This is a genomic window from Wolbachia endosymbiont of Nasonia oneida, assembly GCF_009012935.1.
GTDB classification, from domain to species: domain Bacteria; phylum Pseudomonadota; class Alphaproteobacteria; order Rickettsiales; family Anaplasmataceae; genus Wolbachia; species Wolbachia pipientis.
Map to the genome: position 1 here is coordinate 98002 of NZ_QESS01000003.1, position 25470 is coordinate 123471.

A 25470-nucleotide genomic window follows, 5' to 3' on the forward strand; every position below is an offset into this window, starting at 1 on the left:
CATACACCTAATCAAATAAAAATTAAAGAAGGAGAGTTGGTTGTAACGGTTGGAGATAACGACTTTGTTTTACCTGGAATTTACGTTGGATAAACTACAAAAAATAACAGGTAAAAATCAACGTAAATTTAAGATAAATCGATTTTATTAGTATTATCAAATCAAAATCTGTTTTTAATTAATCAATAATACTTTTTTACATATTTTCATCCCCTTTCATGGATTTTTTAATTTTATAGATGATATCTAATATTATTAGAAGCATTGTAAAATATCTTATGAGAAAAGTTATAAAATATATTAGCATTATTGGTATTGCATGTTTAGTATTGTTATTTTTTATATCTAATGTGGAAACACGCGTAAAAACACAGGAAGAACAATTATTCCTAGCTGTAGAAGATGGTAATGCACAAGAAGTAAAACTATTACTCAAAAATGGTGCAGACCCAAATTGACCTTACCCAGAAAAAGTAGAGAGAAAGTTAAGACGTTTTTATCATGAGAATAAATTGTACAGGAATGCAATAGTTAATAGTAGAATGTCTACGTTATTTGTTACAAAAGATTTCTATGTATTCAAATATGGCAGTTCTGGTTTGTTGAGCGAGAAGTATCAATAAGCAGCTCCCTTTTAAGTGAACTTTTCTGCAACAGAGTTATCGTAACAACAGCCCTTATGGCTCATGCTGGAAATGATGTTTTTTGTATTCAATAGAAATTGGTAATTTTGAGAGGTATACTGTGACCCTTGATCGCTATGTAACAGCAGATTTTTATCGGGTTTGCGTTTATCAACGGCCATCAATAAAGAATCTATAACTAATTATCATGTTACTCATTAACCACCATGCGTGAATATAGGTCAATTATTGCCGCCAACAACCTTCTTTAGTTTTTATGTAGGTAATCCCAAACTTTATTTGGCTGATCAGTAGTAAAATTTTGATCCAATGTGTTCGGAGCCACAACTCGGTTGCTTATTTGCTGTTTTTTATTTTTGAACCTTCGTCTAAGCTTGGTTTTAATGCCATTTTCTTGCATAACACTTTGTACTGTTTTAATTTTTGCCTAAAGCTTTTAATTCAGCGTGAATTTTAGGGGCTCCATATCTGCATTTAGAAGCTTGATGTATTTTTTGAATATCTGCTAGAAGCCCTTCTTTTGCTAATTCTTTACTGCTTTTTTCCTTAGCAACCCATACCACCAGTACAAAACCCTACATAGTTCCTGTGTTTTATAGCAATTTCTATATAAAAGAATACTTTACTCTTTTTCTTTGCCCAGGGCTTTTTTTAAGATGTCTCTTTCTCTTATTAGCTCTTTTTTTAGATCAAATCTTTCTTTGTCATAAGGAGCCTTTGCCTGGAAATGCGTATGCTCCAGACATTTTTCCATCATATTTTCTTACTTAACATACTGCCATCTATACCTAGATCTTTTGCTATTTTTGTACTTGCTTGACCTGTTTCTTTAACCAGCTTAACAGCTTCTAATTTGAATTCTGCTGTATATTCTCTTCTATTTGTCATATTTTGAAAAAACGTTTTATTTTACTCCAAAAACGTTTTAACTTTCTCTCTACTTTTTCTGGACTACTCCGAATCGGTTGACAAATTGGACGTTTGATAAGCATAATTTGGAGCTTCTTGTGTAATGACTATATCATGAGCGTGACTCTCTCTTAATCCTGATGCAGTAATAGTAACAAATTTACAATTTTTTTTCATCTCTTCTATATTCCTATTACCAGTATACCCCATTGCAGCTTGCAATCCGCCAATCAATTGATGGATTACTCCTGAAGCTGGACCTTTGAATGGAACTCTTCCTTCCACTCCTTGTGGAACTAATTTGAGTTTTGAATCTTTATCTTGAAAATAACGGCTAGCTGAACCTCGTTTCATTGCACTAATAGATCCCATTCCTCGATAGCCTTTATATGCTCTGCCCTTATACATAATAATCTCACCTGGGCTTTCGTCAGTGCCAGCAAAAATCGAACCAATCATCACAGAGTCAGCACCAGCTGCAATAGCTTTTGCAACATCTCCTGAGTATTTTACCCCACCATCAGCAATTAGTCTGACGTTTCTTGCTCTACACGCCTCTGCAACATTCTTGATTGCAGAGAATTGTGGCACACCAACACCTGTAACTATTCTGGTTGTACAGATTGATCCTGGTCCTATTCCAACCTTCACTGCATCAACACCCGCATCAATCAACGCTTCAGCAGCCTCCTTTGTTGCAATGTTTCCGCCAATTAATTGCGTATTAGGATACATCTTTTTTATTTCCCTAATGGTATTGATAACGTTTTCGGAATGACCGTGAGCAGTATCCACAACAACTACATCAACTTCTTCTCCGATCAAAGCTTCACATCTGTCTATACCATCTTTTTTACCAGTGCCAATTGCAGCGGCAACTCTGAGACGCCCTTTACTGTCTTTACATGAATTTGGGTATCTATTGTATTTTTCAATGTCTTTAACCGTAATTAAACCTATACAACAAGAATTTTCATCTACGACCAAAAGCTTTTCTATTCTATTTTCATGCAACAATTTCATTGCTGAGGCACTATTCACTCCCTGCTCCCGCACTGTCACTAACTTATCTTTTGTCATCACTTCGGAAACTTTTACATTCATGTTCTGGTCTTCAATAAATCTCACATCTCGGTTAGTTAAAATTCCAACTAACTTGCGTTGATCGACTACAGGAATGCCAGAATAATTGTGCTCTCTCATTAATGAAATTGCTTCCGCAACTGTTTTATCCGGTGAAATCGTAATTGGGTTATACACGATCCAACTTTCATATTTTTTCACCCTTCTTACTTCTAAAACTTGTTCATCTATTGATAAATTCTTATGTATGCAACCTATCCCTCCATGTTGGGCAATAGCTATTGCAAAGCCCGATTCAGTAACAGTATCCATTGCAGAGGATATGAGAGGGATATTTAGTTCTATACTATTTGTTAAATAAGTTTTTGTATCTGCATCGCAAGGCAATATATTAGAATAGGCTGGCAAAAGAAGTATATCGTCAAACGAATAACAAGCTTCCATTTTTTTCATAGGCTTTATTTAAAGCTTATACGCCAATTAATTAAATTGCAATAGGCAAAATTAGCTAGGAGCCTTTAATTGTATAGCTCTAACTGTTTTTAGGAGATAGAAAAGCTATATAGTTGCTAATACATTTTATTGCAAAATAAGCATTCTACATTATTTGCCAGCAAACAAAACTGCTCAATAGTTAAGTTTTCTGGACGCTGGTTTCCGCTCAATTTAGCGTTTTCAAGGACAGTTTCAGCGTGGTTCGTTATATTTTGCAAGCTATTTCTCAGCATCTTTCTTCTTTGAGAAAAAACAGCACGTGTTAATTTTATTAAGGTTTCCAAGTTTACTACAAACTTTGGGGTAGGCAAAGGATTTACTGTAATTACTGAAGAATGTATTTTTGGTCTTGGAAAAAACTCTTTAGGTTCAATATCAAATTCCTTTTTTATATCGCACAGTAATTGGCTTAGCACTGATAGGGGACCATAATCTTTAGAATTGGGTCTTGCTGTAATGCGATCTGCTACCTCTTTTTGAAACATTAATGTCAAACTCGTAAAAAATTTTATATTATTTAACCACTTTAAAAATAACGCTACCGAGATATTGTAAGGCAAGTTAGCAATAACTTTAACTGGGCGCTCTATCAGCTCTTCTTCTATAACATGCAGTGCATCCGCTTCTATAATTTTATACTTTCCTTGATGCTCATTTAGCAGTTGATCATGGTGTTTTACTAAATCTCTATCTTTTTCTATAGAAAGTAGAGACTTTGGATTATGCACCAATATTTCTCTTGTTAATGCACCATATCCAGGACCAATTTCAATGACATTAAAATTCTCCAGACTACCAGCTAAAGCGACTATTTTTTTTGTTATCTCACTCGATAAAATAAAATTTTGCCCTAGACTCTTTTTTGGCTTCAGTAAAAATTTTTTCATATTATTTTCATTATACAGTATTTTAAAAATTAGTTGACTAAAATTCATTGATAATTGTATATTATTAATGTGTTTAACGCCGGCTTAGCTCAATTGGTAGAGCAACTGACTTGTAATCAGTAGGTTGTCAGTTCAAGTCCGACAGCCGGCACTCTCACTCATATAAGTAAAGTTGATGTCCTTTTTAATAGTAGCAAATTGGAAAATGAATGGAATGCGTTCTTCATTTGTTGACTTTATAGGCAAACTTAACAACAAGAGCAACGAAATTACCTCTAAATTAGTAATTTGCCCTCCTTTTACATCATTTCCAAGCAGTATAGAGTTGAACAATAATATTAATATAGGAGCACAGAATTGCCATCAGAAAAAGTCCGGTTCTTACACAGGTGAAATTAGCGCAGAAATGTTAAAAGAACTAGGGTGTACTTACGTAATACTTGGGCATTCTGAAAGGGCTAATGAAAAAGATAGTGAAATAAAACTTAAGTCGGAAATAGCAATAGAATCAGGCTTACACCCAATTATCTGTGTAGGTGAAAATTCAGAAGATTATAAGAATGAAAAAACAAAAGAAGTAATAGAATATCAATGTAAAAACCGCTTGCCAACACACGGTGAATATACCGTAGCATATGAGCCAATATGGGCAATAGGCACAGGTCATGTGCCAAATAATGATGCAATTACTGAGGTGATAGAGGTAATAAAATTGTGTACTGGTAAAAAACACATTATATATGGTGGTTCAGTTAGTTCAGAAAATATAGAAAATTTGTTAAATATTTCAAATTTATCAGGAGTTTTAATTGGCAGTGCAAGCTTAGATTTCGATCACTTTTATAAAATTATACAACAAGTTGAAAAAAAGTTTTCTCTTATCAATTCTAAAATCAGCAACTAAGAATCCTATGATAAATGTCATCATTCCAGTGTCAAGCATATATAGCTAACCCAAGAAAGATTTCCCTACGTCATACCGCGATTCATTCGCGGTATCTCAGCATAGATTCCGCTAACGAGTAGCGGAATGACGAATTTGTTGTTTTTCAAATTGTAGGTAAACCTAAGCCACTTTAGCTATATCTGTACGAACATCTAGTATAGCTAAAGTAATCTAGAAAATTAACGATATTTTATTCCCCGGTGAACGCTCTATTTTGTTTTCCAACTCTAGTTCTAAAAGAGCCATTAGAGCTATGTTGGTAGAAAGTCCGCTTGCTAGTATAAGTTCATCTATGTCAACAGGTACAGAGTTAATATGATCAACTATAACAGATTTTGCCTGTTGTAATTTTTCTTGTTTTTGGTTAACAGCATAGTGCTCAACATCAAATAGGTTTTTTTGCTGCGGAGGTAAACTAAACCTAATACTCTCTATTATGTCATCAGCGGATTCGATAAGCTTAGCACCGTTTTTAATTAAATAATTACTACCACTACAGCGTGAATCTAAAGGGAAACCAGAAACTGCAAACACCTCTCTCCCTTGATTTAAAGCAAAATCTGCTGTTATTAGAGAGCCAGAACGTTTCGATGCTTCAATCACTGCAACACCCAGCGATAGACCAGATATAATTCGATTCCTCTGAGGAAAATACTGAGGCTTTGGTTTAGTAGCAAATGGAAGCTCAGTAATTACTAACCCACCGTTCCCAGTGATTTTTTTGTATAGATCAAAATTCTCTTTTGGATACACCACATCAATTCCGCTTGCTGTAACAGCAATAGTGGGATGATTTTTGTATATTACACTGTTTGCTGCAGTATCGATTCCTTTTGCAAGTCCAGAAACGATAACAAAACCAGCTTCGCTTAAATCAAGTGCCAACTTATTGGCAAAATTTCTTCCATTCATTGAAGAGTTACGCCCACCGATTATTGCAATTATCTCACGGCTTAATAATGATATATCACCAAGCGCAGTTATTACAGGAGGACAACTAGAGATATTTCTTAAAAGATCAGGGTAATCTGGGTCACATGCGGGTATAATTTTAGCTCCAATTCTTTTTGCATTATTGATTTCTTCTCGTGCATCTTGAATGCCATACACCTTATTATTAGCCACCCTATTGAGATATTTTAGCACCTCATCTAGCGATCCATATGTTCTTAGTATACTAAAAAACTTTATTGGTCCTATAGTTCTAGCCAAGCTTAACCATACTTCTAATTCTTTGTTGTTCAATTTATTTATCTTCATAAAAGACTTGAATTTCTTATCAATTTAGTGTACCCAAGATAATGCAAATATACAGTGTTTTATGACGCATTTTGTTACAGATAAATGCATAAAATGTAAATATACGGACTGTGTGGAAGTATGTCCCGTTGACTGCTTCTATGAAGGTAAAAACATGCTCGTGATTAACCCAGATGAATGTATTGATTGCGGAGTGTGCATACCTGAGTGTCCAGTGGATGCAATTGTAACTGATGATTCCATAAAAGATATTTTAGAACTAGATGAAGAGTTACTGAACAGTGAACAAAAAATCTTCAAATCATTTTACAACATAAACGTAGAATACTCACAAAAATGGCCAAATATCACAGCTAAGAAGCAACCTCTCTATACAGCAGAAGAGTATAAGGAAAAAAAGGATAAAACAACTTATTTTGAGGAAAATTTAGAATAATACTGCTGAAGGAAAAGAAACTTTTTGTATTTCAGGGTTATTGTTTTTGGTTGCTGAAAATAGTTGCGTTATCTAAGTTGTTATGCTGATAAATTAGTATCGATTAATTTAAGGATTAAGGAAAAAGGCTTATTGACTTTTGAAATATTTGATTATAAAACTAGCTGTTAGCATTAAATCTTGGGGGTAAGTTATGAGTATAAATAAAAGAGAAACCATTAAAAAGATTGAAGGGTTACTTTTTCAAGCGAACGGTAATCTTGAAAAAACATGTGATCTATTATCAACAGTAAAGTTAACCGAAGATGATATTAAAATATTGCTGGAAGAGATGATAAAAGAGTATTATAGCTTGTTTAAAAAGATTTCTTGGAGTTGTGGAATTACTGCAGGCGGTGCACAAGATGCCAACGCAAGCAGCTTCAACGAAGCTTATAAGTTAGGTTCAAAAGAGTTAGCATTGGCAATAATGTCAGATTTTAAGAAGTCTTATGATCAAGAATTATTCAAGAAATATAAAAAGGAAGAAATGTCTTATCCTGAAGGAGAAGGAGTACAATTTATTAGAGAATTAAGAGTTCTAAGTAGAATACTTACTATATCTTTAATAAGGAAACTTGATGAAGTTTACAAGTTTACTCCAGAAGAAATTGAGCGTTTGAAGGAATATATATTAGTTAGCAACTATGATACAAGCAAAAGTCTTTCTGATATAGACAAATATATGCATGCACTATCTGCCTTAATTAGAAACCCCTCACTTGATACAAAAAAGATATTTGAGCTAAATAATCGAATGATAATACACACTACAGCCTTAATTGATTTAGTAACTAGTGGAGTAGTGAAAAAAGAAGAAGCAAAAGAACAATCTGCTGAGGATTTAGAAAAGCTTGTCTGTGAACAGTATAAAGGTGCAGCAAACACGCCAGTACCGTTGCCGAGCACGCTATTTGAAGTGGATAAAAAAAGTGCTTAAAGGAAAGTAAGAAGGTCTTATAGTTAGCCAAAGTAGGTATTTAATAAGCTTAATGTAACCATTATATATGCTATATAGTAAAACATAGAATGCTTATGGTTCCAACTATAGCAATTTTAAGTGGTGGGTTTTCTTGTGAGAGAGAAATATCGCTTATGAGCGGAAAAGCAGTAAAGAAGGCGCTCGATAGCCTTTCATATAATGCAATAGAAATAGATGTTGACAGCAACATTGCTGAAAAGCTTAGAAAAATTAATTCGGGCCTTGCTTTTATCGCTCTGCATGGACCTTATGGTGAAGATGGCTGCATTCAAGGTTTATTGGAAATCTTAGGTATAAAATATACACACTCAGGAGTTATGGCTTCTGCCGTTGCTATAAATAAAGTGATGTCAAAGCATATATTTCGATCCCTTAATATCGACACTCCAAAAGGTTATGTAATTAGCCGAGAAGATGTACTAAAAAATAATATTAAAATCGATTATCCGTACGTCTTAAAACCAATTAATGAAGGTTCAAGTATTGGAGTGTACATAATTTTCTCGCACGAGGATTACTTAGAACTGAAAGATAATAGTTCTACTATAATGGAAAAGATGATCGTAGAAGAATACATACCGGGCATAGAGTTACATACTGCTGTATTGCTGGATGAAGCAATTGGCACTATAGAAGTACGACCAAAAAATAAATTCTATGATTATGAAGCAAAGTATACAGATGGATTTGCAGAACATATATTTCCTGCTGAAATTCCTAACAATATATATAAAATGACCTTGGAACACGCACTGAAAGTTCATCAATTTTTAGGATGCAAAACTATTTCCCGCTCAGATTTCCGTTATAATCCCCAAAATAACACTTTAAAAATGCTTGAGATTAATACACATCCTGGCTTTACTGAGCTATCGTTAGTGCCAGAAATTGCAAAATTGGCAAAAGGAATCGATTTTAATGAATTAGTTAAAATTATTATTGAAGATAGTTTGCAGCACAAAAATATTAGGGATTTAAGTCATGTTGAGCAGTATTACTAGAAGCCAAAGGAGTTTTTTGCGTAAGTGTGCCTTGGTTATTATCACAGCACTTTTTCTTACGCTAATACTTTACAGCTCACTTGATAAAATAATAAATCGATTTAATTACTACTTTACTTGGTATAATGACTGCCTATCTAGTTTATTACTCAGTAGTGGATTTTCAATCGACGAAGTAGTCGTGAGCGGCAATAAATTTACAAACAAAAAGGATATTCTAAGTTTGACAGATAGAACGCAACCTATCCTGTATATATCACTTTCAAAACTTGCCGGTAACATACAATCCGTAAGCAGGTGGATAAAACACGTAAGAGTTCACAGAATTTTGCCCAATACTCTACACATTAATATAGATGAGCATAAACCGTTTGCTCTCTGGAAAGATAATAACAAAACCTCGGTAATTGATTTTGAAGGTAAAGTGATCGTAGATGACTATCTAGTAGATGATCTTGTTGTAATTAAAGGACAAAACTCGTTATCAAACCTAGAATTTGTTAGAGATGTGTTGGAGAGTAAAACTCAATTAAGAGACCACATTTCTTCTTTTGCTTATATAGGGAATAGAAGATGGAATATCATACTTGATAACGATTCCACAGTAAAACTGCCTGAAGATAACCCTTATAGTGCATGGGACTATTTAAACCACTTACACAATACAACTGATTTTACTTTCAGCGATTGGAGTATTATTGATATGCGTATTACTGATAAAATTTTTGTGAAGAGGTGATCTGCTGTAATCCAAGTAGCCCCTTTTCCTGTCATCCCAGTGCCCAGACACTGGAATCCCGCTGCGAACCGTCATACCGCGATTCATTCGCGGTATCTCTTAACATAGATCCCTTATTTAACCGCCATACCTTAACATAGATCCCGCTAACACGTAGCGGGATGACGAGGTTATCGTCATGTCACCGCGAACCGTCATACCGTCACGAACCGTCATACCGTCACGAACCGTCATACCGCGATTCATTCGCGGTATCTCAGCCGCTAACAAGAGATCCCGCTAACACGTAGCGGGATGACGGTTGTCGTTTAGCTATAAATATTTAAGAAATTTACCAAACGAAAAAAAAGGCAAAAGAAGCCCCGTGGTTGGCTAATTACTTACATTATACTTTCAAGTATGGCGTTTTTTTATTCTAAACGCTTAATAACCGCGATTTAGCTGCTTTTTAATGCAACTAACCTTTAGTCATAAATGTTTAAGAAATTTACTAAACAGAAAAAAAGGCAAAAGAAACCCTAGGGTAGCTAGTTATTCACTATCCATTTTTTAAGTTGGCGTTTTTTTATGTTTTAAATGCTTTATAAGCGCATTTTAGCTTATATTAGGTAAAAACCTAGAAATTTTATAAAGACATAAGGTGCACATAGTGCAAAAAATTAAACATGAGACGCCAGATACGTGAGTTTTTTTGTCATTTAATCTGTACAGAGAAGATAAATAAATAGCTTCAGTTTCATGATAAGGGGGCTGGCGAAATGTGTCAAGGAATTTTTATGCAAGAGATCTATTGAAATGCCCCTGTAAAATTATACTATTAATTAGTACACTATAAATTTAAAATTATAGATATGTTAAGCAGATTGGTAATTTTGCTATTAGTTTTTATACTTCCTTTTTCTTCATACTCATACCAGTTTAGAACCAAAGCAAAGCAAGCAGTAGTCTTAGATTTAGCTTCAGACTCATTCATTTTTGACCATAATTCTGATGAAAAAATGGCCCCATCTTCAATGAGCAAGCTAATGACTTTATATATAGCCTTCGATTATCTAAAAGCTGGAATAATACACATGGAGGATAAATTTCGAGTAAGCAGAAAAGCGTGGGAAAGAAAAGGCTCTTCTATGTTTTTGAAAGAAGGTCAATCCGTTACAGTAAGGGAATTACTTGAAGGAATTACAATAGTCTCAGGCAATGATGCCTGCATAACACTAGCCGAGGGCATTGCAGGATCAGAAGAGAATTTTGTGGCTGAAATGAATGAAGTTGCACAAAATTTGAATCTGAATGACAGTCATTTTGTCAACTCAAGCGGGTGGCCAGATGAAGATCATTTTATGAACGCAAAAGACTTGGTAATGCTGGCAAAAAGGATTTTCACCGATTTTCCTGAATATTATGATTTATTTTCCGAACAATATTTGACATATAATGAAATTGTACAAAAGAATAAAAATCTTCTACTTTTTCACGACATTGGGGTTGACGGTTTAAAAACCGGTTATACAAATGCTGGTGGTTACGGCATTGTAGCATCTGCAAAACGAAATGATAGGAGAATTTTTGCTGTCGTAAATGGCTTAAACACTGAGAAAGAGCGAATAGAAGAAGCAAAAAGACTGATACAATACTCCTTAAATCATTTTAACACCAAGAAAATATTCGCTAAGGATAGCGTAGTTGAGGAAGTAAATGTTCTCTATGGAAAAGATAAAAAAGTGCCTATTACAGTTGCAAACGATGTTACCATAACTTACAACCGCAAATTGCATGACCAAATTAAGGTGCGTATTGAATATAAAGATATGATACCTGCACCCATTAAAAAAGGTCAAGAAGTGGGCGAAGTTTTTGTAGAAATACCAGGTATTGAGCAACAAACTACACCACTTTATGCAGCAAATGACGTGCAGGAATTGAATTTCGTAGAAAAGTTTTTTAGGATGTTGTTTTAAGTTTGATATTAAAGCAATTTCGAAAGAGAGATCTATTGCACTTTAGTGTAGTTTTAACTAACAATTTCTGTTACAATACAAGATTGAAGTGTTACGAAAATGTGCTGGTTATATTTGTTGCTGTCTAGTATCCTAGAGATACTGTGGGCTGTAACACTAAAGTTTAGTAACAGTTTTACTAAAGTTGTGCCTTCGATTGCAACATTGGTAATTATGATCATTAGCATTTATTTTTTATCTCTTGCAGCATGCTTTCTACCTATTAGAGTATGCTATGCAGTTTCCTCTGGAATATGCACAATTGGAATAACTATAATTGGTGCAACCACTTTCACAGAGAATATTAATTTATCTCAAGTTTTATGTATCGTTTTAATTGTAATAGGAAGCATAGGGCTGAAGCTCTCTATTTAAACCTAAAAATTTATGCATGAATTGGATATATTTACTCTTATCGTCACTAATTGAAGTGTTCTGGGTCATAACACTTAAGCATAGTTATGGATTTACTCATCTCGTACCATCAATAATTAGCATACTCTCCATGGCTCTTAGTACATATTTACTTTCGCTCGCTACACGTTCTATACCTATCGGAGTATGCTATGCAATTTGGACTGGAGTGGGCGCTATAGGAGCTTCGATACTTGGAGTTTACCTATTTGATGAACCAGTTAATTTATTCGAAGTAATATGCTTTATTTTAGTTACATTCGGGATTATAGGATTAAAATTGTTTGATACTGCAAAACAAACTGTTGATAAAATGGAATAAAAGATCCCACTGGGATGAAAGAAGCAGATACTCCATATTGTCATGCAAATTGGAATCCAGACTTTTTTCTATATAGCATGGTGAAGACGGGAAACCGTAACCGTTCACACAATGGCGTCAACTTAAGGAAAAATGTCAGAGATTGTGTATAAAATTTCTCTCCAAATTTTTTATCATTAAATTATCCAAAGAGTGCAAGGGACAGCACTTTTGTTTCTATTTTATTGCAACAAAAAAGTTTAAAATGTGTCTTTTTTAGGTGAAACATGCAAAAAGGAAAAAACCTTATTCTACAAATTAAAAATGCAATATACTCGAAAACTTTTCAGAAAATCCATTGTGTTGAGTTTTACACGAACAAGCTTTTTCGACAGTATTTTCTATGATTTTAAAGTTAGTTAAAAAAAGTTTGGGAATAGAATGTGAACTTATGGAGCCATTGACATGTACCCTCAAAGCAAGCTTTTTCTAAAGCAAGGTATAAGATTTGCCATACAGGCTTTCAAGAATTTAAGCATCCAAACAGCCTATCAGGATGAACCTGAGTTGGAGAGGCTATAGACTTATTGCAGCAGATGGTTCTGGTATGAGATTACCCAGCTCTGGGGAAATTGTATCCGAGTTTGAACCAAATGGAACAACAGGCACCATTGGCAATTTGTTTGTTGATTTGTGTACTTCATTGATTTGCAGTGCTCGTCTTGCAGCTTGGAATATAGGTGAACAAACGTTGGCGGCAGAGCAATTACCCGAAGTTATCACTCAAATGCGTTTATTAAATCAAGAGAAATTATTATTTATCTATGATCGTCTTCAGTAAAATTCATTCAGCAGCATTATGATTTGGAAGTAGATTTTATTTTTCGCTTGCAAAAAAGAAATTATAGTAAGCTATGGGAACGCTGGCGAATTAGATTTTGATTTTATATTAGAAAATGAAAAGCTAAAAAATAAAATGAAAGGACAGAAAGTAAGAGTTATAGTGCTGACATTAGCCAACTGAGAAACAGAGTTTTTGACCGAGACTTTGGAGCAAAGCTTATGTGTTAAGGTGGCACATAGAGGAGTGCTATAAACGACTCAAAGTAGGAGCAGAGTTAGAGAATTTTTCTGGAGAGGCTGTATTACAAGAATTTTGGGCAAACTTGGTCATGTGCAATATATTATCGCTTCATATATGTGATGCACAAGGGCCTTGGAACCCAGATCAAATTACTGAGTATCGTTTAAATTTTTCAGTTTTATTTGGTGTAATGAGGCAGAAACTCTATCAGGTACTTATTGCGCCAAAAAACTTTCAAGCCCTTTTTAAGTATACGCGCTAAAGTTAAAATCCGACCGGGACAGCCGCAATAAAGTAGATAAGCCTAAACGCCATCATGTCTTTAGGAGAGTTTGCTAATGAAAGTTCTTAAGTTGACGCCATTGGCTGAACGGATACGATTTATTTCAGTGCATGAGCTGGTCCTTTTCGGATTTTAGCGCTGTGTACATAACTGCACGAACGTCTAGTTTAGGGGTAAGAAAAATTAGGGCCCGCAAATTAATCCAAACACATAAGTGTAGTGTTACCACCAAATGCTGTAGTGTTAACACTTACAACTTTTTCTGTAGAAAAACGCTGTAAATAATGAGGACCACCAGCTTTTGGCCCAGTGCCAGATAGTCCTCTACCACCAAATGGTTGTATCCCAACTGCTGCACCTATCTGGTTACGGTTGATGTAGACATTTCCAACTGATATTTTTTTACTTATAGTGTCAATTTGACTTTGTATACGACTCTGCAAAGAAAACGTAAGCCCATATCCAGTACTATTTATATCACTTATAACTTCATTTAATTGTGACTTGTTAAAACGTATGATATGTAAAATAGGACCAAATACTTCTTGCTTTAATTGCGAAATTTTTTGTATCTCATAAATATATGGAGGAAAGAAATAACCATTATGAGAATTTGTATCCATGGGTACTTTAAATAACAGATTTGAATCTTTATCCTCTGACATTTTTTGCGTATGTTGAGTGAGCATATCGATAGATGCTTTATCAATTATTGGACCAATATCAGTACTAAGTTGTATTGGGTCACCAATCTTGAGTTCTTGCGCTGCACCGCATATCATTTTTATCTGCTTCTCTGCTATGTCCTCTTGAATAAACAGCACTCTAAGCGCAGAACAGCGTTGGCCAGCGCTGCGAAACGCAGAAAGCAAAACATCCGTAGTCACTTGCTCTAAGAGAGCAGAGCTATCAACTATCATAGCATTGAGCCCTCCTGTTTCAGCAATAAGTGGTACGATAGGACCATTCCTATTTGCAAGCATTTTATTGATTATTTGAGCAGTTTGTGTTGAGCCAGTAAAAGCTACTCCGGCAATTCTATTGTCTGGAACTAATATTTTGCCTAAATATCCACCATCCCCAGGAATGAGGTGTAACACATTCTTTGGTATCCCAGCTTCATGTAGTATCTTAACAGCTTCGTAGGCAATAATCGGCGTTTGCTCTGCCGGTTTTGCCAGCACTGCATTACCTGCTGCAAGTGCAGCTGAGACCTGCCCAATGAAGATAGCGAGCGGAAAATTCCACGGTGATATGCATAAGAAAACTCCTCTGCCTTCAAAAAAGATGAAGTTATCTTCACCTGTTGGGCCCGGCAATTTTTTCCAGTCGCTCAGTTCATTTTTTGCTATCATTGCATAATAACGCAGAAAGTCGATTGCCTCTCTTACTTCTGCTATTGCATCGGATAAAATTTTTCCTGCTTCCACAATCAGAATGTAAATTAACTCTTTCATCCTTTCCTCAAGCAAATCTGCAGCTTTTTCAAGGCATTTAGCGCGCTCTTCTGCTGAAACATTCTGCCACTTAGCAAAAGCACTATGTGCTATTTCAAGAGCGTTTAAAGCTTGATCGCTTGTTGCACTTGACACTTCTCCAATTACATTTTCCAAATGTGCAGGATTCACTACTTCGATAAATTCAGCATTATCAAATAGTGCTTTTCCATCAATTATTGGTCCAACTTGCCACTTTTTTTCACTAAAACCCTTTATATCATCTGCAAATTGTGAGACTATCACAGAATCACTAATATCCATCCCCAAGGAATTTTTTCTTTCTGGTCCCAAAATATCTTGTGGTAATGGAATGCCTGGATGAGGTTCATAATTAAAATTTATAGCTTTTTCCAGTGGATCTGAAATTAACTCATCGATTTTAACGTTAGGATCACTTATTTGATTAACAAACGAACTATTAGCTCCATTTTCAAGAAGGCGTCTTATAAGATAAGGCAACAAGTCACTATGTTCCCCAACGGGTGCGTAGACACGACAGCTAACATTTGTTGCAAGCTCTGACATTGCATAATCATATAAGTCTTTTGCCATTCCATGTAAGCGTTGAAATTCAAATCCAGGGTGGTTTTTATCAGCAAGTTCCATGATAGAAGCAAAAGTATAGACGTTATGAGTTCCAAAGCATGGGTAAAAGCTGTTTGGTTTACTCAAAAGTTTCTGTGCGCACACGAGGTAAGATACGTCAGTATAGCTTTTTCTTGTAAATACTGAGTAATCATTTAATCCCAATTCTTGCGTACACTTGATTTCTGAATCCCAATATGCACCTTTTACAAGCCTCACCATAATTTTGTGCTTTGATCGAATAGCAACATCCTCTACAAAGTCAAGAACAGATAAAGCACGTTTTTGATATGCTTGTACAGCCAAGCCGAGCCCTTCCCACTCAGAAAGTGATTCATCAAGCCGTAATTGTTCAAACAAGATTAAGGAAATTTCAAGCCTTTCTGTTTCTTCTGCATCTATGCATAGTGAAATGTTGTATTTTTTTGCCTCGCGGCAGAGCTCTAAAACCTTAGTGAATATCTCACCAGCAATTCGGCCAAATTGACTAAATTCATAACGTGGGTGTAAAGCAGAAAGTTTGATTGAAATTCCATGGGATTTAAAACAATCATTTATTTCAGTGGATTCACCTATAGCTTTTATTGAGTGCATGTACGAATTAAAATACTCTTCTGCATCCTCAGTTGTGTGAGCAGCTTCGCCAAGCATATCAAAAGAGTATAAAAACTTACTATTGTCATCTAGTTTTGCGTACCTTAAAGCTTCTTCTATGGTTTCTCCAACAACAAAATGATTACCAAGCATAGACATTGCTTGTTTTACTGCTTTGCGAATGATCGGTTCTCCTAAATTCTTAAGTAACTTAGAAATTGCGTAATAGAACTTCGAATCGCCTTCATTATCTCTCAATATACTGCTACCTATCATTAAACTCCACGTGGAAGCATTGACGAACAATGAAGAAGAATATCCTAAATATTTACTCCATTCTTGATTGGCAATTTTATCTTTGATTAGCTCGTCTATTGTATAATCATCTGGTATTCTAAGTAGTGACTCAGCAAGACACATAAGCGCTATTCCTTCATCATTGGAAAGCGAGTATTGCTGCATAAAGGAATCTACAATACTTAATTTATTGTGTTTGATTTTTTCAATAACTTGTTTTGCAATATTATAAATTCTATTTTTTGAATCAGCCGAAAGCTCTGCTTTTTCTACAAGATAACGTATATAACTCTTTTCATCAGTACGATAAAATTCTTGTAAACGTTTTCTGAGTTCATTAGGTTCTTGTATAGAGCTTATCATATATAATTATCTCCAAAAAATACTCCGACACCATATGTATGGTGAAATTATATCATAACTTTGCGCAGAGCAAATTGCTATTTACAAAGGGATCAGGGCTGGCTAAAAGAAGTCCATGCAATAACTTCACTAAATCAAAAAGATTGTGCAAGTATGTAGCTCAACACTCCACCACACATCAAGTATTTAGTCTCAGTTGCGGTTTGTACACAGCATTTGAGTTGAATTGATTGCCTTGAATTATCCTTTCTTTTGATGATACATTCTAGATTTCCACCTGGCACTATTTCACCTTTTATGCTTATTACCTTACTACCATCAAATATCTTTCTGGTTATTCCATTTTGAAATACAAGTGGAAGAACACCCATACCAACTAAGTTGGACCTATGTATACGCTCAAAGCTTTCTGCAATGACAACTTTAACCCCCAACAATAAAGTACCCTTTGCTGCCCAATCCCTACTTGAACCTGTGCCATATTCTTTTCCTGCAACAATGATTAGAGGTACATTATTTTCCTTGTAACGCATTGCTGCATCAAAAATTGACATAATTTCTTGAGAAGGAATATATTTTGTATATCCACCTTCGGTGCTAACCATTTCATTTTTTATTCTAATGTTAGCAAAAGTGCCACGCATCATTACATTGTGGTTACCACGACGAGATCCATACGAATTAAAGTCCTGTGGCTCAATTCCAAGATTTTTTAAATATATACCTGCAGGACTACTTGAGGCAATATTTCCAGCAGGGGAAATGTGATCAGTGGTTATGCTATTGCCAAACATTGCCAATATTTGTGCACCTTTTATATCGATTTTATTATTTTTAGGTGATAAATTATCAAAATAAGGCGGATTTTGTATGTAAGTGCTGTTTGCATCCCAATTATAGATTTCACTTTTTTCACACTTTATCTTTCGCCAATGTTTATCACCAGAAAAAACATCCTTATACTTTTGTATGAACATCTCACGTGTTACCACATTTTTAACACAATCTTCGATTTCATTATTTGTTGGCCATATATCCTTGAGGTATACGTCACTTCCATTCTTATCTTTGCATATAGGATCTTTTGTCAAATCAATTTGCACAGTGCCTGCAAGTGCATATGCAACAATAAGTGGCGGAGATGCCAAGTAATTAGCTTTGACTAACGGATGAATTCTTCCTTCAAAGTTACGATTGCCAGATAAAACTGCAGCAACGGTTAAGTTTTTGTTTTTAATGCCATCTTCTATATCTTTATTGAGTGGACCAGAATTCCCAATGCAAGTTGTGCAACCATATCCAACTAGATTAAAACCCAAAGCATTTAGATCTACCTGCAATCCAGACTTTTCTAAATATTCTGTTACAACTTGTGACCCTGGAGCAAGAGAAGTTTTAACCCAAGGCTTTGATTTTAATCCAAGTTTAATTGCATTACGAGCTACAAGACCTGCAGCAATCATCACACTTGGATTTGAAGTATTAGTGCAGCTTGTTATTGCTGCAATAACTACACTTCCATCTTGGAGTTTATCGCTTTCCTTTGACTCATTAACTGAAAATGATTTAGAAAAAGACTCTGCCACTTGTGAAAGAAAAACCTTATCTTGTGGTCTTTTAGGACCAGCCATTACTGGCTTCACGCTCGATAAATCAAGTTCTAGTGCGTCAAAAAATGCTAACTCGTCACTACTACGCCACAGTCCTTGCTCTTTCGCATAAGCCTCAACTAGCTTAATCAGCTTTTCTGGCCTTCCGGTTAAGCTTAAATAATCTAGCGTTTTTTGATCAATTGGAAAAAATCCACAAGTTGCGCCATACTCCGGGGCCATGTTTGCTATAGTGGCTCTATCTGCCAAAGATAAATAATCTAAACCATCACCATAAAATTCTACAAACTTACCAACAACGCCTTTTGTTCTTAGGATATTGGTAACCGTCAGCACTAAATCGGTCGCAGTTACTCCTTCCGACAATCTGCCAATTAATTTAAATCCAACTACTTCTGGAATCACCATACTAATTGGTTGACCAAGCATCACAGACTCAGCTTCTATGCCTCCAACACCCCAACCAAGAACTGATAATCCGTTAACCATTGTAGTATGGCTGTCAGTACCAACTAAAGTATCAGGATATATGACTCCATCATTATTACACACAACTTGCGCTAAATATTCAAGATTCACTTGGTGGCAAATCCCTGTGCCAGGCGGCACTACTCTAAAATTTGTGAAGGACGATTCTCCCCACTTTAAAAATTGATATCTCTCCAAATTTCTTTTTACTTCTAACTCAACATTCTTACTGAATGCGGAAACACTTCCATAACTATCTACTTGAACAGAATGGTCAATCACAAGATCAACCGGTACAGACGGATTTATATTGCTTGGGTTTCCTCCATTTTTCTTAACATAGTCCCGCATTGAAGCTAGATCAACAACAGCAGGAACCCCTGTAAAATCTTGCATCAACACCCTTGCTGGTTTATAGCTAATTTCGTGATTAGTGTGTTTATTAACGCAGTCTGCTAGTACTCTTATGTCATCTAGCTTTACGTTTACTCCATCTTCATTGCGCAATAAACTTTCAAGCAGAACCTTAAGTGAACAAGGCAATTTAGTCACATCTATTCCTAAAAATTCACTAGCACTACTTAGGCTAAAATAGTTGTATGACTTCCCGTCAATGTTTAAAGTCGTTTTTGCATTTAAAGAATTGTTCATCCTATCACACTATATTAGTTAAAATTGGAATTACTACCGTTACTTTTTTGTTGTTGACCTTGCTGCTCATACATAGTTTCAAAATCTATAGGATCTAGCATCAGTGGGGGAAATCCACCACTACTTGTAACTCTTGCAATTATTTCTCTTGCAAAAGGGAAAAGAAAAGTAGGTCCGCCAATAAACAAAGCTTGTCTTACCTCTTCCTCACTCAACTCTTTTAAATTTTCTATTGAAAAAATGCCACAATATTTCGTCTCACAAATGAAAGCTACACCATCTTTTATGCCTTCATCTTTTACCGTTGCTTTGACTTCTATATGCAAAGTAATTTCATGAAAAGATTTTTCTTCATTCACTTCTTCTTTGTTTTTCGTCCCTTCTAATTTTGCTGAATTGATATTAACCATTACATTAATATCTGGAGCTTTACTAGAAGAAAGGAATGGCGAATTCGGATTCTCAAATGATAGATCTTTAACATATTGACCGTGAATTCTCATTTTTTGTTGTGGCATTTCTTACGTCTCCTTTAATTAAGTTGAGATATTTAATACTTTCTTATATAATATATTCATTTACAAACGAATAGCAAACCTGATTATAAGTTGATATGAAAAACATATTTTCATTAATAATTAATAATGTTCGGATACTTTATATGCCAAGGAGTTGAGTTACTATGATAGAGCTTGTAATATATGCTTTATTAGCGGCGTTCATTTTTTCACGTTTGTATAATTCTTTAGGAAGGTCAGCCAACCTCAACCTAAAAAAGCTAACTAATGTATTGGATGTAAGCCGAAGTAGAGAAGATGTAGTAGAAAACATTGAGGGTTACATTGATAGCAATGATGAAAATTCAATAAAAGTTACTTATGAACAAATATTAAAAAAAAACAAAGATTTTTCTATTTCCCACTTTATAGAAGGTTCAAGCATAGCTTTTGAATTAATAATAAAATATTTCAATCAAGGAAATCTGTCCCAGTTAAAATCTCTCTTGGATAAAGATTTATACAACAACTTCGTAGAGAAGATTAAACATCGTAAAGAGATACACGAGTCTATAATTGTTTCTATCGTTTCACAAAAGATTTTAGAAATAAAGCTAGTAAAAAATGTAGTGTTTATTGCAGTATATTTCCTTTCAGAGCAAATTAACTTCGTTAAGAATAATAAAGGGGATATCATATCAGGTAGTACATCCACTATTAATAAAGTTGAGGATGTATGGCAATTCAAAAAAAATGTTAATTCATCAGACCCAAGCTGGTTGCTTGTTTCTATTCACTATAAAAAGACAAGTAACGATAAGACAAATGATAAGTAAGATGAGTTTTATTTGAAATGGAAAGCAAGCTACGCGAAATAGTACTTGACACTGAAACGACAGGTCTTGACACTGAATCTGGTCATCGAATTATTGAAATAGGGTGTGTGGAATTAATTAACCGCATTCCAACAGGTAAAGTATTCCATCGGTACCTTAACCCAGAAAGAGATATACCTTATCACTCGTTTAAGATTCACGGTATTAGTGAAGAATTTTTAGAAGATAAACCATTATTTTCAGATGTTGCACTTGAATTTCTTGACTTTATATCTAATGATATTTTGGTAATTCACAACGCTGAATTCGATGTTAAGTTCCTTAACATGGAGTTAAGCAAGCTGAATGCTAGGTTAATTTCCTCAGACAGAGTGCTAGATACATTACCTCTTGCGAGGAAAAAATTCGCAGGATCACCTGCTTCTTTGAATGCATTATGTAAGCGTTTTGATATATCGCTAGAGAATAGAGAATTGCACGGAGCACTAGTTGATGCTCAATTGCTTGCAAAGGTATATGTTGAACTTACAGGAGGGTTACAAACCTTTCTGTTTGATAATGAATGCAATCAGGACAGTAACTCCACATTCGTTCAGCATAAAGTGCGTAATCTAACGCCCAGAAAACATTCACCAAATAGTGAAGAAATTGATGAACATAAAAAACTGTTAGACAAAATTAACAATACACTTTGGAATAAATATATTGAATAGGTTAACCAATAAAGATACAATTTGATTTTACTGAGAGCATTCTAATGGTAAGGTTTATAAGATTGTTATCTAATATGCTAGTAGCATTAGCAGTTGTTTTTTTAGGTTATTGTTATTTCACCAAAAAAGGCATATTTGCCCCAGCAGCGATTCACAACGCAGAAGTTAAGATAGGCGGAGATTTTTCTTTAATTAATCAGGACGGACAGATCCTGCGCAGTAGTGATTTTAAAGATCAATACATGATGATTTTCTTTGGGTTTTCCTCATGCAAAAGAATTTGCCCTATGAACCTTGGGATAATTTCAGAAACACTTGCAAAGTTAGATGAGAAAACTAACAACAAGCTACAAACATTCTTCATCACAGTTGATCCTGAACGCGATAGCACTGAAAAACTCAAAGAATTTCAGCAGCAATTTGACCATAGAATACAAATGTTAACTGGTGAAAGAGAAAAAATAGACGAAGTAATTGCAAAGTATAAAGTATACGCTAGCAAAGTTGGTGGAGAAGAAGAAATCAACCATTCTTCGATAATATATCTTATTGGCCCTGAAGGAAGATATGTTACACACTTTGCAGCTGATTTAAATTCAGACGAAAGTCAATCTGATAAGATTTTGGCTGAGATAAGAAAATACGTAAACTGAATTATAGATTTTTCTGTTAATTAGCCGAGCACGCAACTGCATGAGCATTATAATTTAATCTCCACCTGGAAGACACATTGGAATGACACTATTTGCTGTCTTCAAAAATAAACATTCGTAAAGTTGTGCTTTTAATATGGGTTATCAGTTTAAAAATGTTGCTAATCAGCATATATGAATGTAATATTAATTAACATTCATAAACGAAGCAATACCATGGAAAATAGTTATAATGCCGATGCAATAAAAATCTTAAGGGGTCTTGATGCTGTAAGGAAACGTCCAGGTATGTACATTGGTGACACTGACGATGGATCTGGCTTGCACCACATGGTATATGAGGTTATTGACAACGCAATAGATGAGTCTTTAGCTGGATATTGTGATAAAATTGAAGTTAGCATAAATAAAGATGGTTCAGTATCTGTAACTGATAATGGTCGTGGCATTCCAACTGACATTCATGAAGAAGAAGGAATATCAGCAGCAGAAGTAATAATGACTCAACTCCATGCTGGTGGTAAATTTGACAGTAATACCTATAAAGTTTCTGGGGGATTACATGGTGTTGGAATCTCAGTTGTGAATGCATTATCAAGCTGGTTGGAATTAACTATTTGGCGCAATAAGAAAGAACACTTTATGCGTTTTGAAGATGGTGAGTCTATTGAACCTTTAAAGGTAGTCAACGAAAATATAAATAAAAGAGGAACTAAAGTCACGTTCATGCCATCAACAGAGACTTTTAATGGCATTAATTTCAGTTACTCAACGCTTGAAAGTCGTATAAGAGAATTAGCATTTTTAAATTCAAATATCGACATTACTTTACGTGATCTGCGCAATGAACCATATACAGAGTCTCATTTCAATCAGAGCAATCAATCTAAAGACAATTTTGGTACAGCGAATTTTGTGCGGTACTTAGATAAGAATAAGACACATGTAACTAAAATTGCCAGTATGAAAGGAGATGCAGAAGATCTTGGCATCAGCTTGGAAATATCGATGGAATGGAATGATTCCTACTATGAGAATATGTTGTGTTTCACTAATAATATACGGCAACGAGATGGTGGTACGCATTTGGCAGGATTTAGATCTGCACTAACTAGATGTATCAATACCTATGCAACTAATGAAGGGTTCTTAAAGAAAGCAAAAGTAAATTTAACTGGAGAAGACGTTAGAGAAGGTTTAACTTGTGTTTTATCTCTCAAGATGCCTGATCCTAAGTTTTCTTCACAAACAAAAGATAAACTAGTTAGTTCTGAAGCACGTGCAGTTGTAGAAAGTATAGTTTCTGATAAATTGAGCACAATCCTTGAAACTGATCCCAAATTGGCAGCAAGTATAGTAGAAAGAGCAATCAGATCAGCAAAAGGAAGAGAAGCCGCAAGAAAAGCACGAGAGTTAGTTAAAAGCAAAAACAATATTGATATTGCAACTCTGCCAGGAAAGCTTGCTGATTGCCAGGAAAAAGCTCCTGAGTTATCGGAATTATTTATAGTAGAGGGTAATTCAGCAGGTGGTACTGCAAAGCAGGGGCGTAATCGTAAAACACAAGCAGTGCTTGCCTTAAGAGGAAAAATTCTAAACGTAGAACGTGTAAGTTTAGATCGTATTTTTTCATCTGCAGAAATAGGCTCTTTAATTACTGCAATTGGTGCTGGAATAGGGAGTGAACACTTCGATATTGAAAAAGCTAGATATCATAAAATTATCATCATGACAGATGCAGATGTTGATGGTTCACATATAAGAACTTTGATTCTAACTTTCTTTTTTAGACATATGCGTGAAGTTATTGAAAAAGGTTACTTATACATAGCACAGCCACCCCTCTATAAAGTTACAAAGAATGCCAAAGACACTTATATTAAAGATGACGAAACTTTTGAAGAGTATATAATAAACTCAGCAGTTAAAAGATTAACACTAAGTGGTACAGCTACAGAATTTAACAACTTGCGCCTTATTTTGAATAAATGCGTTAGCACTTCTAATATTAGCAAAAATTATGATAGAGAAATACCACAAAATCTCTTAGAGTCATTGCTAATTTTAAGTAAAAAGAATGCTCTATCATCGGCTGATGAGATATTAAAGTATTTGAAGTTAATGTACAGCGAATACACTTGGGAAGTGGAAATAAAAGATGAAGAAAAAGAAATTCATATCTCTAAATTGTTTCAAGGATTGGCAGACAAATATATATTTGCACTTAGTATGCTTGAAGGCAAAGATATGCAAAACATATTAAGTTTGCTTGATGGTATAAGTAATTTATTTAATGGTGATTCATTTTTAAAGTCACAAGAAACTGAAATAAGAATCACTTCTCCAAGTACGCTTGCAAAAATAATAATGGACTATGGTAAAAAGGGTTTAACTCTGCAGAGATTTAAAGGTCTCGGTGAAATGAATGCCGATCAGCTATGGGATACTACGTTAAATCCTGAGGCTAGAACTTTATTAAAGGTTGAAATAAAAGATTGTGAAGAAGCTGATTCCATATTTTCAATATTAATGGGTGATATAGTTGAACCACGCCGTGATTTTATTAATAGCAATGCACTTAATGTGCATGATGTTGATATTTGAACTTTTAGCAAAATGTACGAACGTTACGGGTTTAAGCAAAGACTGTGTCATTCAAGTAGCTGACACTGGTTCCTTTATAACGGTGTCATTCCAGTGCTTGACACTGGAATCCAGGTTGCTCACAAGCAAACTAGCATAGAAAGTGGTTACAACGTTTTCGATGAGATTGCAGAAAGGCTGGATTCCAGTGTCAAGCACTGGAATGAAAGCAGTCCTACGTCATGCCGCGATTCATTCGCGGTATCTCTAGATCCCGCTAACAAGCAGCGGGATGACGGTTGTCAGGGTGTCATCCCACTACCTTCTCCTGTCATCCCAGTGCCTCCCTCCCCTGTCATCCAAGTAGCTTGACACTTGTATCTTTATGATGTGAGGCATTAGAGCTAAAATACCTCACAGGGAGGGTGAAGCTGATGCAACGCTAATGCCATTAAGGCCGAATCCCAGATTTTGCTTCCCTCCCATAGAGTTATAGCTCTTCTCATAATAATCCCAATAAGGTAAGAATGGATTTATGGTAGAGGGGTTTGTATGCCAGCAGCGTATAGTTACGACTTAAGGAAAAAAGCAATGGAAGCAATGGAAGCATTGGATGAAGGA

General features: G+C 35.1%; 20 protein-coding genes, 1 tRNA gene and 2 pseudogenes. 16 read left to right on the forward strand and 7 right to left on the reverse strand.

Annotated features, from left to right (window positions below; all coding sequences use genetic code 11):
* The first annotated feature begins 239 nt into the window (after positions 1-239).
* On the forward strand, positions 240-458 hold the full coding sequence (locus tag DEF52_RS02305; RefSeq protein ID WP_010962434.1) for an ankyrin repeat domain-containing protein: 219 nt from the start codon (positions 240-242) through the stop codon (positions 456-458).
* 93 nt (positions 459-551) lie between these two features.
* Here the strand turns inward: DEF52_RS02305 and DEF52_RS07005 are convergent.
* The 3 genes and pseudogenes from DEF52_RS07005 to rsmA all read right to left on the reverse strand — a co-directional run bounded on the left by DEF52_RS07005 (position 552) and on the right by rsmA (position 4018).
* A pseudogene (locus DEF52_RS07005) lies at positions 552-1532 on the reverse strand (IS3 family transposase).
* A gap of 63 nt (positions 1533-1595) precedes the next feature.
* Positions 1596-3089, reverse strand: coding sequence for an IMP dehydrogenase (gene guaB, locus DEF52_RS02325; protein WP_065095043.1), 1494 nt, complete (start codon positions 3087-3089; stop codon positions 1596-1598).
* A 116-nt stretch (positions 3090-3205) separates the two neighbouring features.
* The gene (gene rsmA / locus DEF52_RS02330) at positions 3206-4018 is read right to left on the reverse strand and encodes a 16S rRNA (adenine(1518)-N(6)/adenine(1519)-N(6))-dimethyltransferase RsmA (protein ID WP_151807784.1); all 813 of its coding nucleotides are present in this window, start codon (positions 4016-4018) and stop codon (positions 3206-3208) included.
* Positions 4019-4096: 78 nt separating this feature from the next.
* Between rsmA and DEF52_RS02335 the strand changes: the two genes are divergently transcribed.
* Positions 4097-4169: transfer RNA gene (locus DEF52_RS02335), tRNA-Thr, on the forward strand.
* A gap of 24 nt (positions 4170-4193) precedes the next feature.
* Positions 4194-4922 (forward strand): triosephosphate isomerase, encoded by a 729-nt coding sequence (locus DEF52_RS02340; protein ID WP_151807744.1) that lies wholly within the window; start codon positions 4194-4196, stop codon positions 4920-4922.
* 213 nt (positions 4923-5135) lie between these two features.
* On the opposite strand, the gene dprA is transcribed toward DEF52_RS02340, so the two are convergent.
* The gene (dprA, locus tag DEF52_RS02345) at positions 5136-6224 is read right to left on the reverse strand and encodes a DNA-processing protein DprA (protein WP_151807745.1); all 1089 of its coding nucleotides are present in this window, start codon (positions 6222-6224) and stop codon (positions 5136-5138) included.
* A 61-nt stretch (positions 6225-6285) separates the two neighbouring features.
* Between dprA and DEF52_RS02350 the strand changes: the two genes are divergently transcribed.
* From DEF52_RS02350 to DEF52_RS02385, 8 genes and pseudogenes are all read left to right on the forward strand, one after another.
* The gene (locus DEF52_RS02350) at positions 6286-6660 is read left to right on the forward strand and encodes a ferredoxin family protein (protein ID WP_141456813.1); all 375 of its coding nucleotides are present in this window, start codon (positions 6286-6288) and stop codon (positions 6658-6660) included.
* Positions 6661-6853: 193 nt separating this feature from the next.
* Positions 6854-7639, forward strand: a complete 786-nt coding sequence (locus tag DEF52_RS02355; protein ID WP_015588845.1) for a hypothetical protein — start codon at positions 6854-6856, stop codon at positions 7637-7639.
* 89 nt (positions 7640-7728) lie between these two features.
* Positions 7729-8682 (forward strand): D-alanine--D-alanine ligase, encoded by a 954-nt coding sequence (locus DEF52_RS02360; protein WP_151807746.1) that lies wholly within the window; start codon positions 7729-7731, stop codon positions 8680-8682.
* Positions 8663-9421 (forward strand): cell division protein FtsQ/DivIB, encoded by a 759-nt coding sequence (locus DEF52_RS02365; RefSeq protein WP_015588843.1) that lies wholly within the window; start codon positions 8663-8665, stop codon positions 9419-9421. Before DEF52_RS02360 ends, DEF52_RS02365 begins: the two co-directional genes overlap by 20 nt.
* Before the next feature lie 851 nt (positions 9422-10272).
* A complete protein-coding gene (locus tag DEF52_RS02370) occupies positions 10273-11379 on the forward strand; it encodes a D-alanyl-D-alanine carboxypeptidase family protein (RefSeq protein ID WP_151807747.1) in 1107 nt (368 codons plus the stop codon).
* 99 nt (positions 11380-11478) lie between these two features.
* Complete coding sequence (locus DEF52_RS02375; protein WP_010082606.1) at positions 11479-11793, forward strand: DMT family transporter; 315 nt, start codon at positions 11479-11481, stop codon at positions 11791-11793.
* A gap of 16 nt (positions 11794-11809) precedes the next feature.
* Positions 11810-12154 carry a DMT family transporter gene (locus DEF52_RS02380; protein ID WP_006279756.1) on the forward strand — a complete coding sequence of 115 codons (345 nt, stop codon included), beginning with the start codon at positions 11810-11812 and terminating at the stop codon, positions 12152-12154.
* 266 nt (positions 12155-12420) lie between these two features.
* Positions 12421-13556: pseudogene (locus DEF52_RS02385) on the forward strand (transposase).
* 141 nt (positions 13557-13697) lie between these two features.
* Here DEF52_RS02385 and putA read toward each other — a convergent pair.
* The 3 genes from putA to secB all read right to left on the reverse strand — a co-directional run bounded on the left by putA (position 13698) and on the right by secB (position 20085).
* Positions 13698-16838: a bifunctional proline dehydrogenase/L-glutamate gamma-semialdehyde dehydrogenase PutA gene (putA, locus tag DEF52_RS02390; protein ID WP_151807748.1), complete on the reverse strand. Its 3141-nt coding sequence runs from the start codon at positions 16836-16838 to the stop codon at positions 13698-13700.
* A 134-nt stretch (positions 16839-16972) separates the two neighbouring features.
* The gene (gene acnA, locus DEF52_RS02395) at positions 16973-19567 is read right to left on the reverse strand and encodes an aconitate hydratase AcnA (RefSeq protein WP_151807749.1); all 2595 of its coding nucleotides are present in this window, start codon (positions 19565-19567) and stop codon (positions 16973-16975) included.
* Positions 19568-19581: 14 nt separating this feature from the next.
* The gene (secB, locus tag DEF52_RS02400) at positions 19582-20085 is read right to left on the reverse strand and encodes a protein-export chaperone SecB (RefSeq protein ID WP_006279761.1); all 504 of its coding nucleotides are present in this window, start codon (positions 20083-20085) and stop codon (positions 19582-19584) included.
* A gap of 164 nt (positions 20086-20249) precedes the next feature.
* Between secB and DEF52_RS02405 the strand changes: the two genes are divergently transcribed.
* The 5 genes from DEF52_RS02405 to DEF52_RS06240 all read left to right on the forward strand — a co-directional run bounded on the left by DEF52_RS02405 (position 20250) and on the right by DEF52_RS06240 (position 25221).
* Positions 20250-20900 (forward strand): Tim44/TimA family putative adaptor protein, encoded by a 651-nt coding sequence (locus DEF52_RS02405; RefSeq protein ID WP_151807750.1) that lies wholly within the window; start codon positions 20250-20252, stop codon positions 20898-20900.
* Positions 20901-20917: 17 nt separating this feature from the next.
* On the forward strand, positions 20918-21613 hold the full coding sequence (dnaQ, locus tag DEF52_RS02410) for a DNA polymerase III subunit epsilon (RefSeq protein WP_151807751.1): 696 nt from the start codon (positions 20918-20920) through the stop codon (positions 21611-21613).
* Between the two features lie 44 nt (positions 21614-21657).
* Entirely contained in the window at positions 21658-22266 is a 609-nt protein-coding gene (locus tag DEF52_RS02415; RefSeq protein ID WP_151807752.1) for an SCO family protein, read from the forward strand.
* A 216-nt stretch (positions 22267-22482) separates the two neighbouring features.
* Positions 22483-24870, forward strand: a complete 2388-nt coding sequence (gene gyrB, locus DEF52_RS02420) for a DNA topoisomerase (ATP-hydrolyzing) subunit B (RefSeq protein WP_151807753.1) — start codon at positions 22483-22485, stop codon at positions 24868-24870.
* Between the two features lie 93 nt (positions 24871-24963).
* Positions 24964-25221: a hypothetical protein gene (locus tag DEF52_RS06240; protein ID WP_010962372.1), complete on the forward strand. Its 258-nt coding sequence runs from the start codon at positions 24964-24966 to the stop codon at positions 25219-25221.
* Positions 25222-25470 lie beyond the last annotated feature (249 nt).

Coding starts and splice junctions, on each gene's coding strand:
- DEF52_RS02305 (WP_010962434.1), top strand. CDS start 240: ATGATATCTAATATTATTAGAAGCATTGTAAAATATCTTATGAGAAAA.
- guaB (WP_065095043.1), bottom strand. CDS start 3,089: ATGAAAAAAATGGAAGCTTGTTATTCGTTTGACGATATACTTCTTTTG.
- rsmA (WP_151807784.1), bottom strand. CDS start 4,018: ATGAAAAAATTTTTACTGAAGCCAAAAAAGAGTCTAGGGCAAAATTTT.
- DEF52_RS02340 (WP_151807744.1), top strand. CDS start 4,194: ATGTCCTTTTTAATAGTAGCAAATTGGAAAATGAATGGAATGCGTTCT.
- dprA (WP_151807745.1), bottom strand. CDS start 6,224: ATGAAGATAAATAAATTGAACAACAAAGAATTAGAAGTATGGTTAAGC.
- DEF52_RS02350 (WP_141456813.1), top strand. CDS start 6,286: ATGACGCATTTTGTTACAGATAAATGCATAAAATGTAAATATACGGAC.
- DEF52_RS02355 (WP_015588845.1), top strand. CDS start 6,854: ATGAGTATAAATAAAAGAGAAACCATTAAAAAGATTGAAGGGTTACTT.
- DEF52_RS02360 (WP_151807746.1), top strand. CDS start 7,729: ATGCTTATGGTTCCAACTATAGCAATTTTAAGTGGTGGGTTTTCTTGT.
- DEF52_RS02365 (WP_015588843.1), top strand. CDS start 8,663: ATGTTGAGCAGTATTACTAGAAGCCAAAGGAGTTTTTTGCGTAAGTGT.
- DEF52_RS02370 (WP_151807747.1), top strand. CDS start 10,273: ATGTTAAGCAGATTGGTAATTTTGCTATTAGTTTTTATACTTCCTTTT.
- DEF52_RS02375 (WP_010082606.1), top strand. CDS start 11,479: ATGTGCTGGTTATATTTGTTGCTGTCTAGTATCCTAGAGATACTGTGG.
- DEF52_RS02380 (WP_006279756.1), top strand. CDS start 11,810: ATGAATTGGATATATTTACTCTTATCGTCACTAATTGAAGTGTTCTGG.
- putA (WP_151807748.1), bottom strand. CDS start 16,838: ATGATAAGCTCTATACAAGAACCTAATGAACTCAGAAAACGTTTACAA.
- acnA (WP_151807749.1), bottom strand. CDS start 19,567: ATGAACAATTCTTTAAATGCAAAAACGACTTTAAACATTGACGGGAAG.
- secB (WP_006279761.1), bottom strand. CDS start 20,085: ATGCCACAACAAAAAATGAGAATTCACGGTCAATATGTTAAAGATCTA.
- DEF52_RS02405 (WP_151807750.1), top strand. CDS start 20,250: ATGATAGAGCTTGTAATATATGCTTTATTAGCGGCGTTCATTTTTTCA.
- dnaQ (WP_151807751.1), top strand. CDS start 20,918: ATGGAAAGCAAGCTACGCGAAATAGTACTTGACACTGAAACGACAGGT.
- DEF52_RS02415 (WP_151807752.1), top strand. CDS start 21,658: ATGGTAAGGTTTATAAGATTGTTATCTAATATGCTAGTAGCATTAGCA.
- gyrB (WP_151807753.1), top strand. CDS start 22,483: ATGGAAAATAGTTATAATGCCGATGCAATAAAAATCTTAAGGGGTCTT.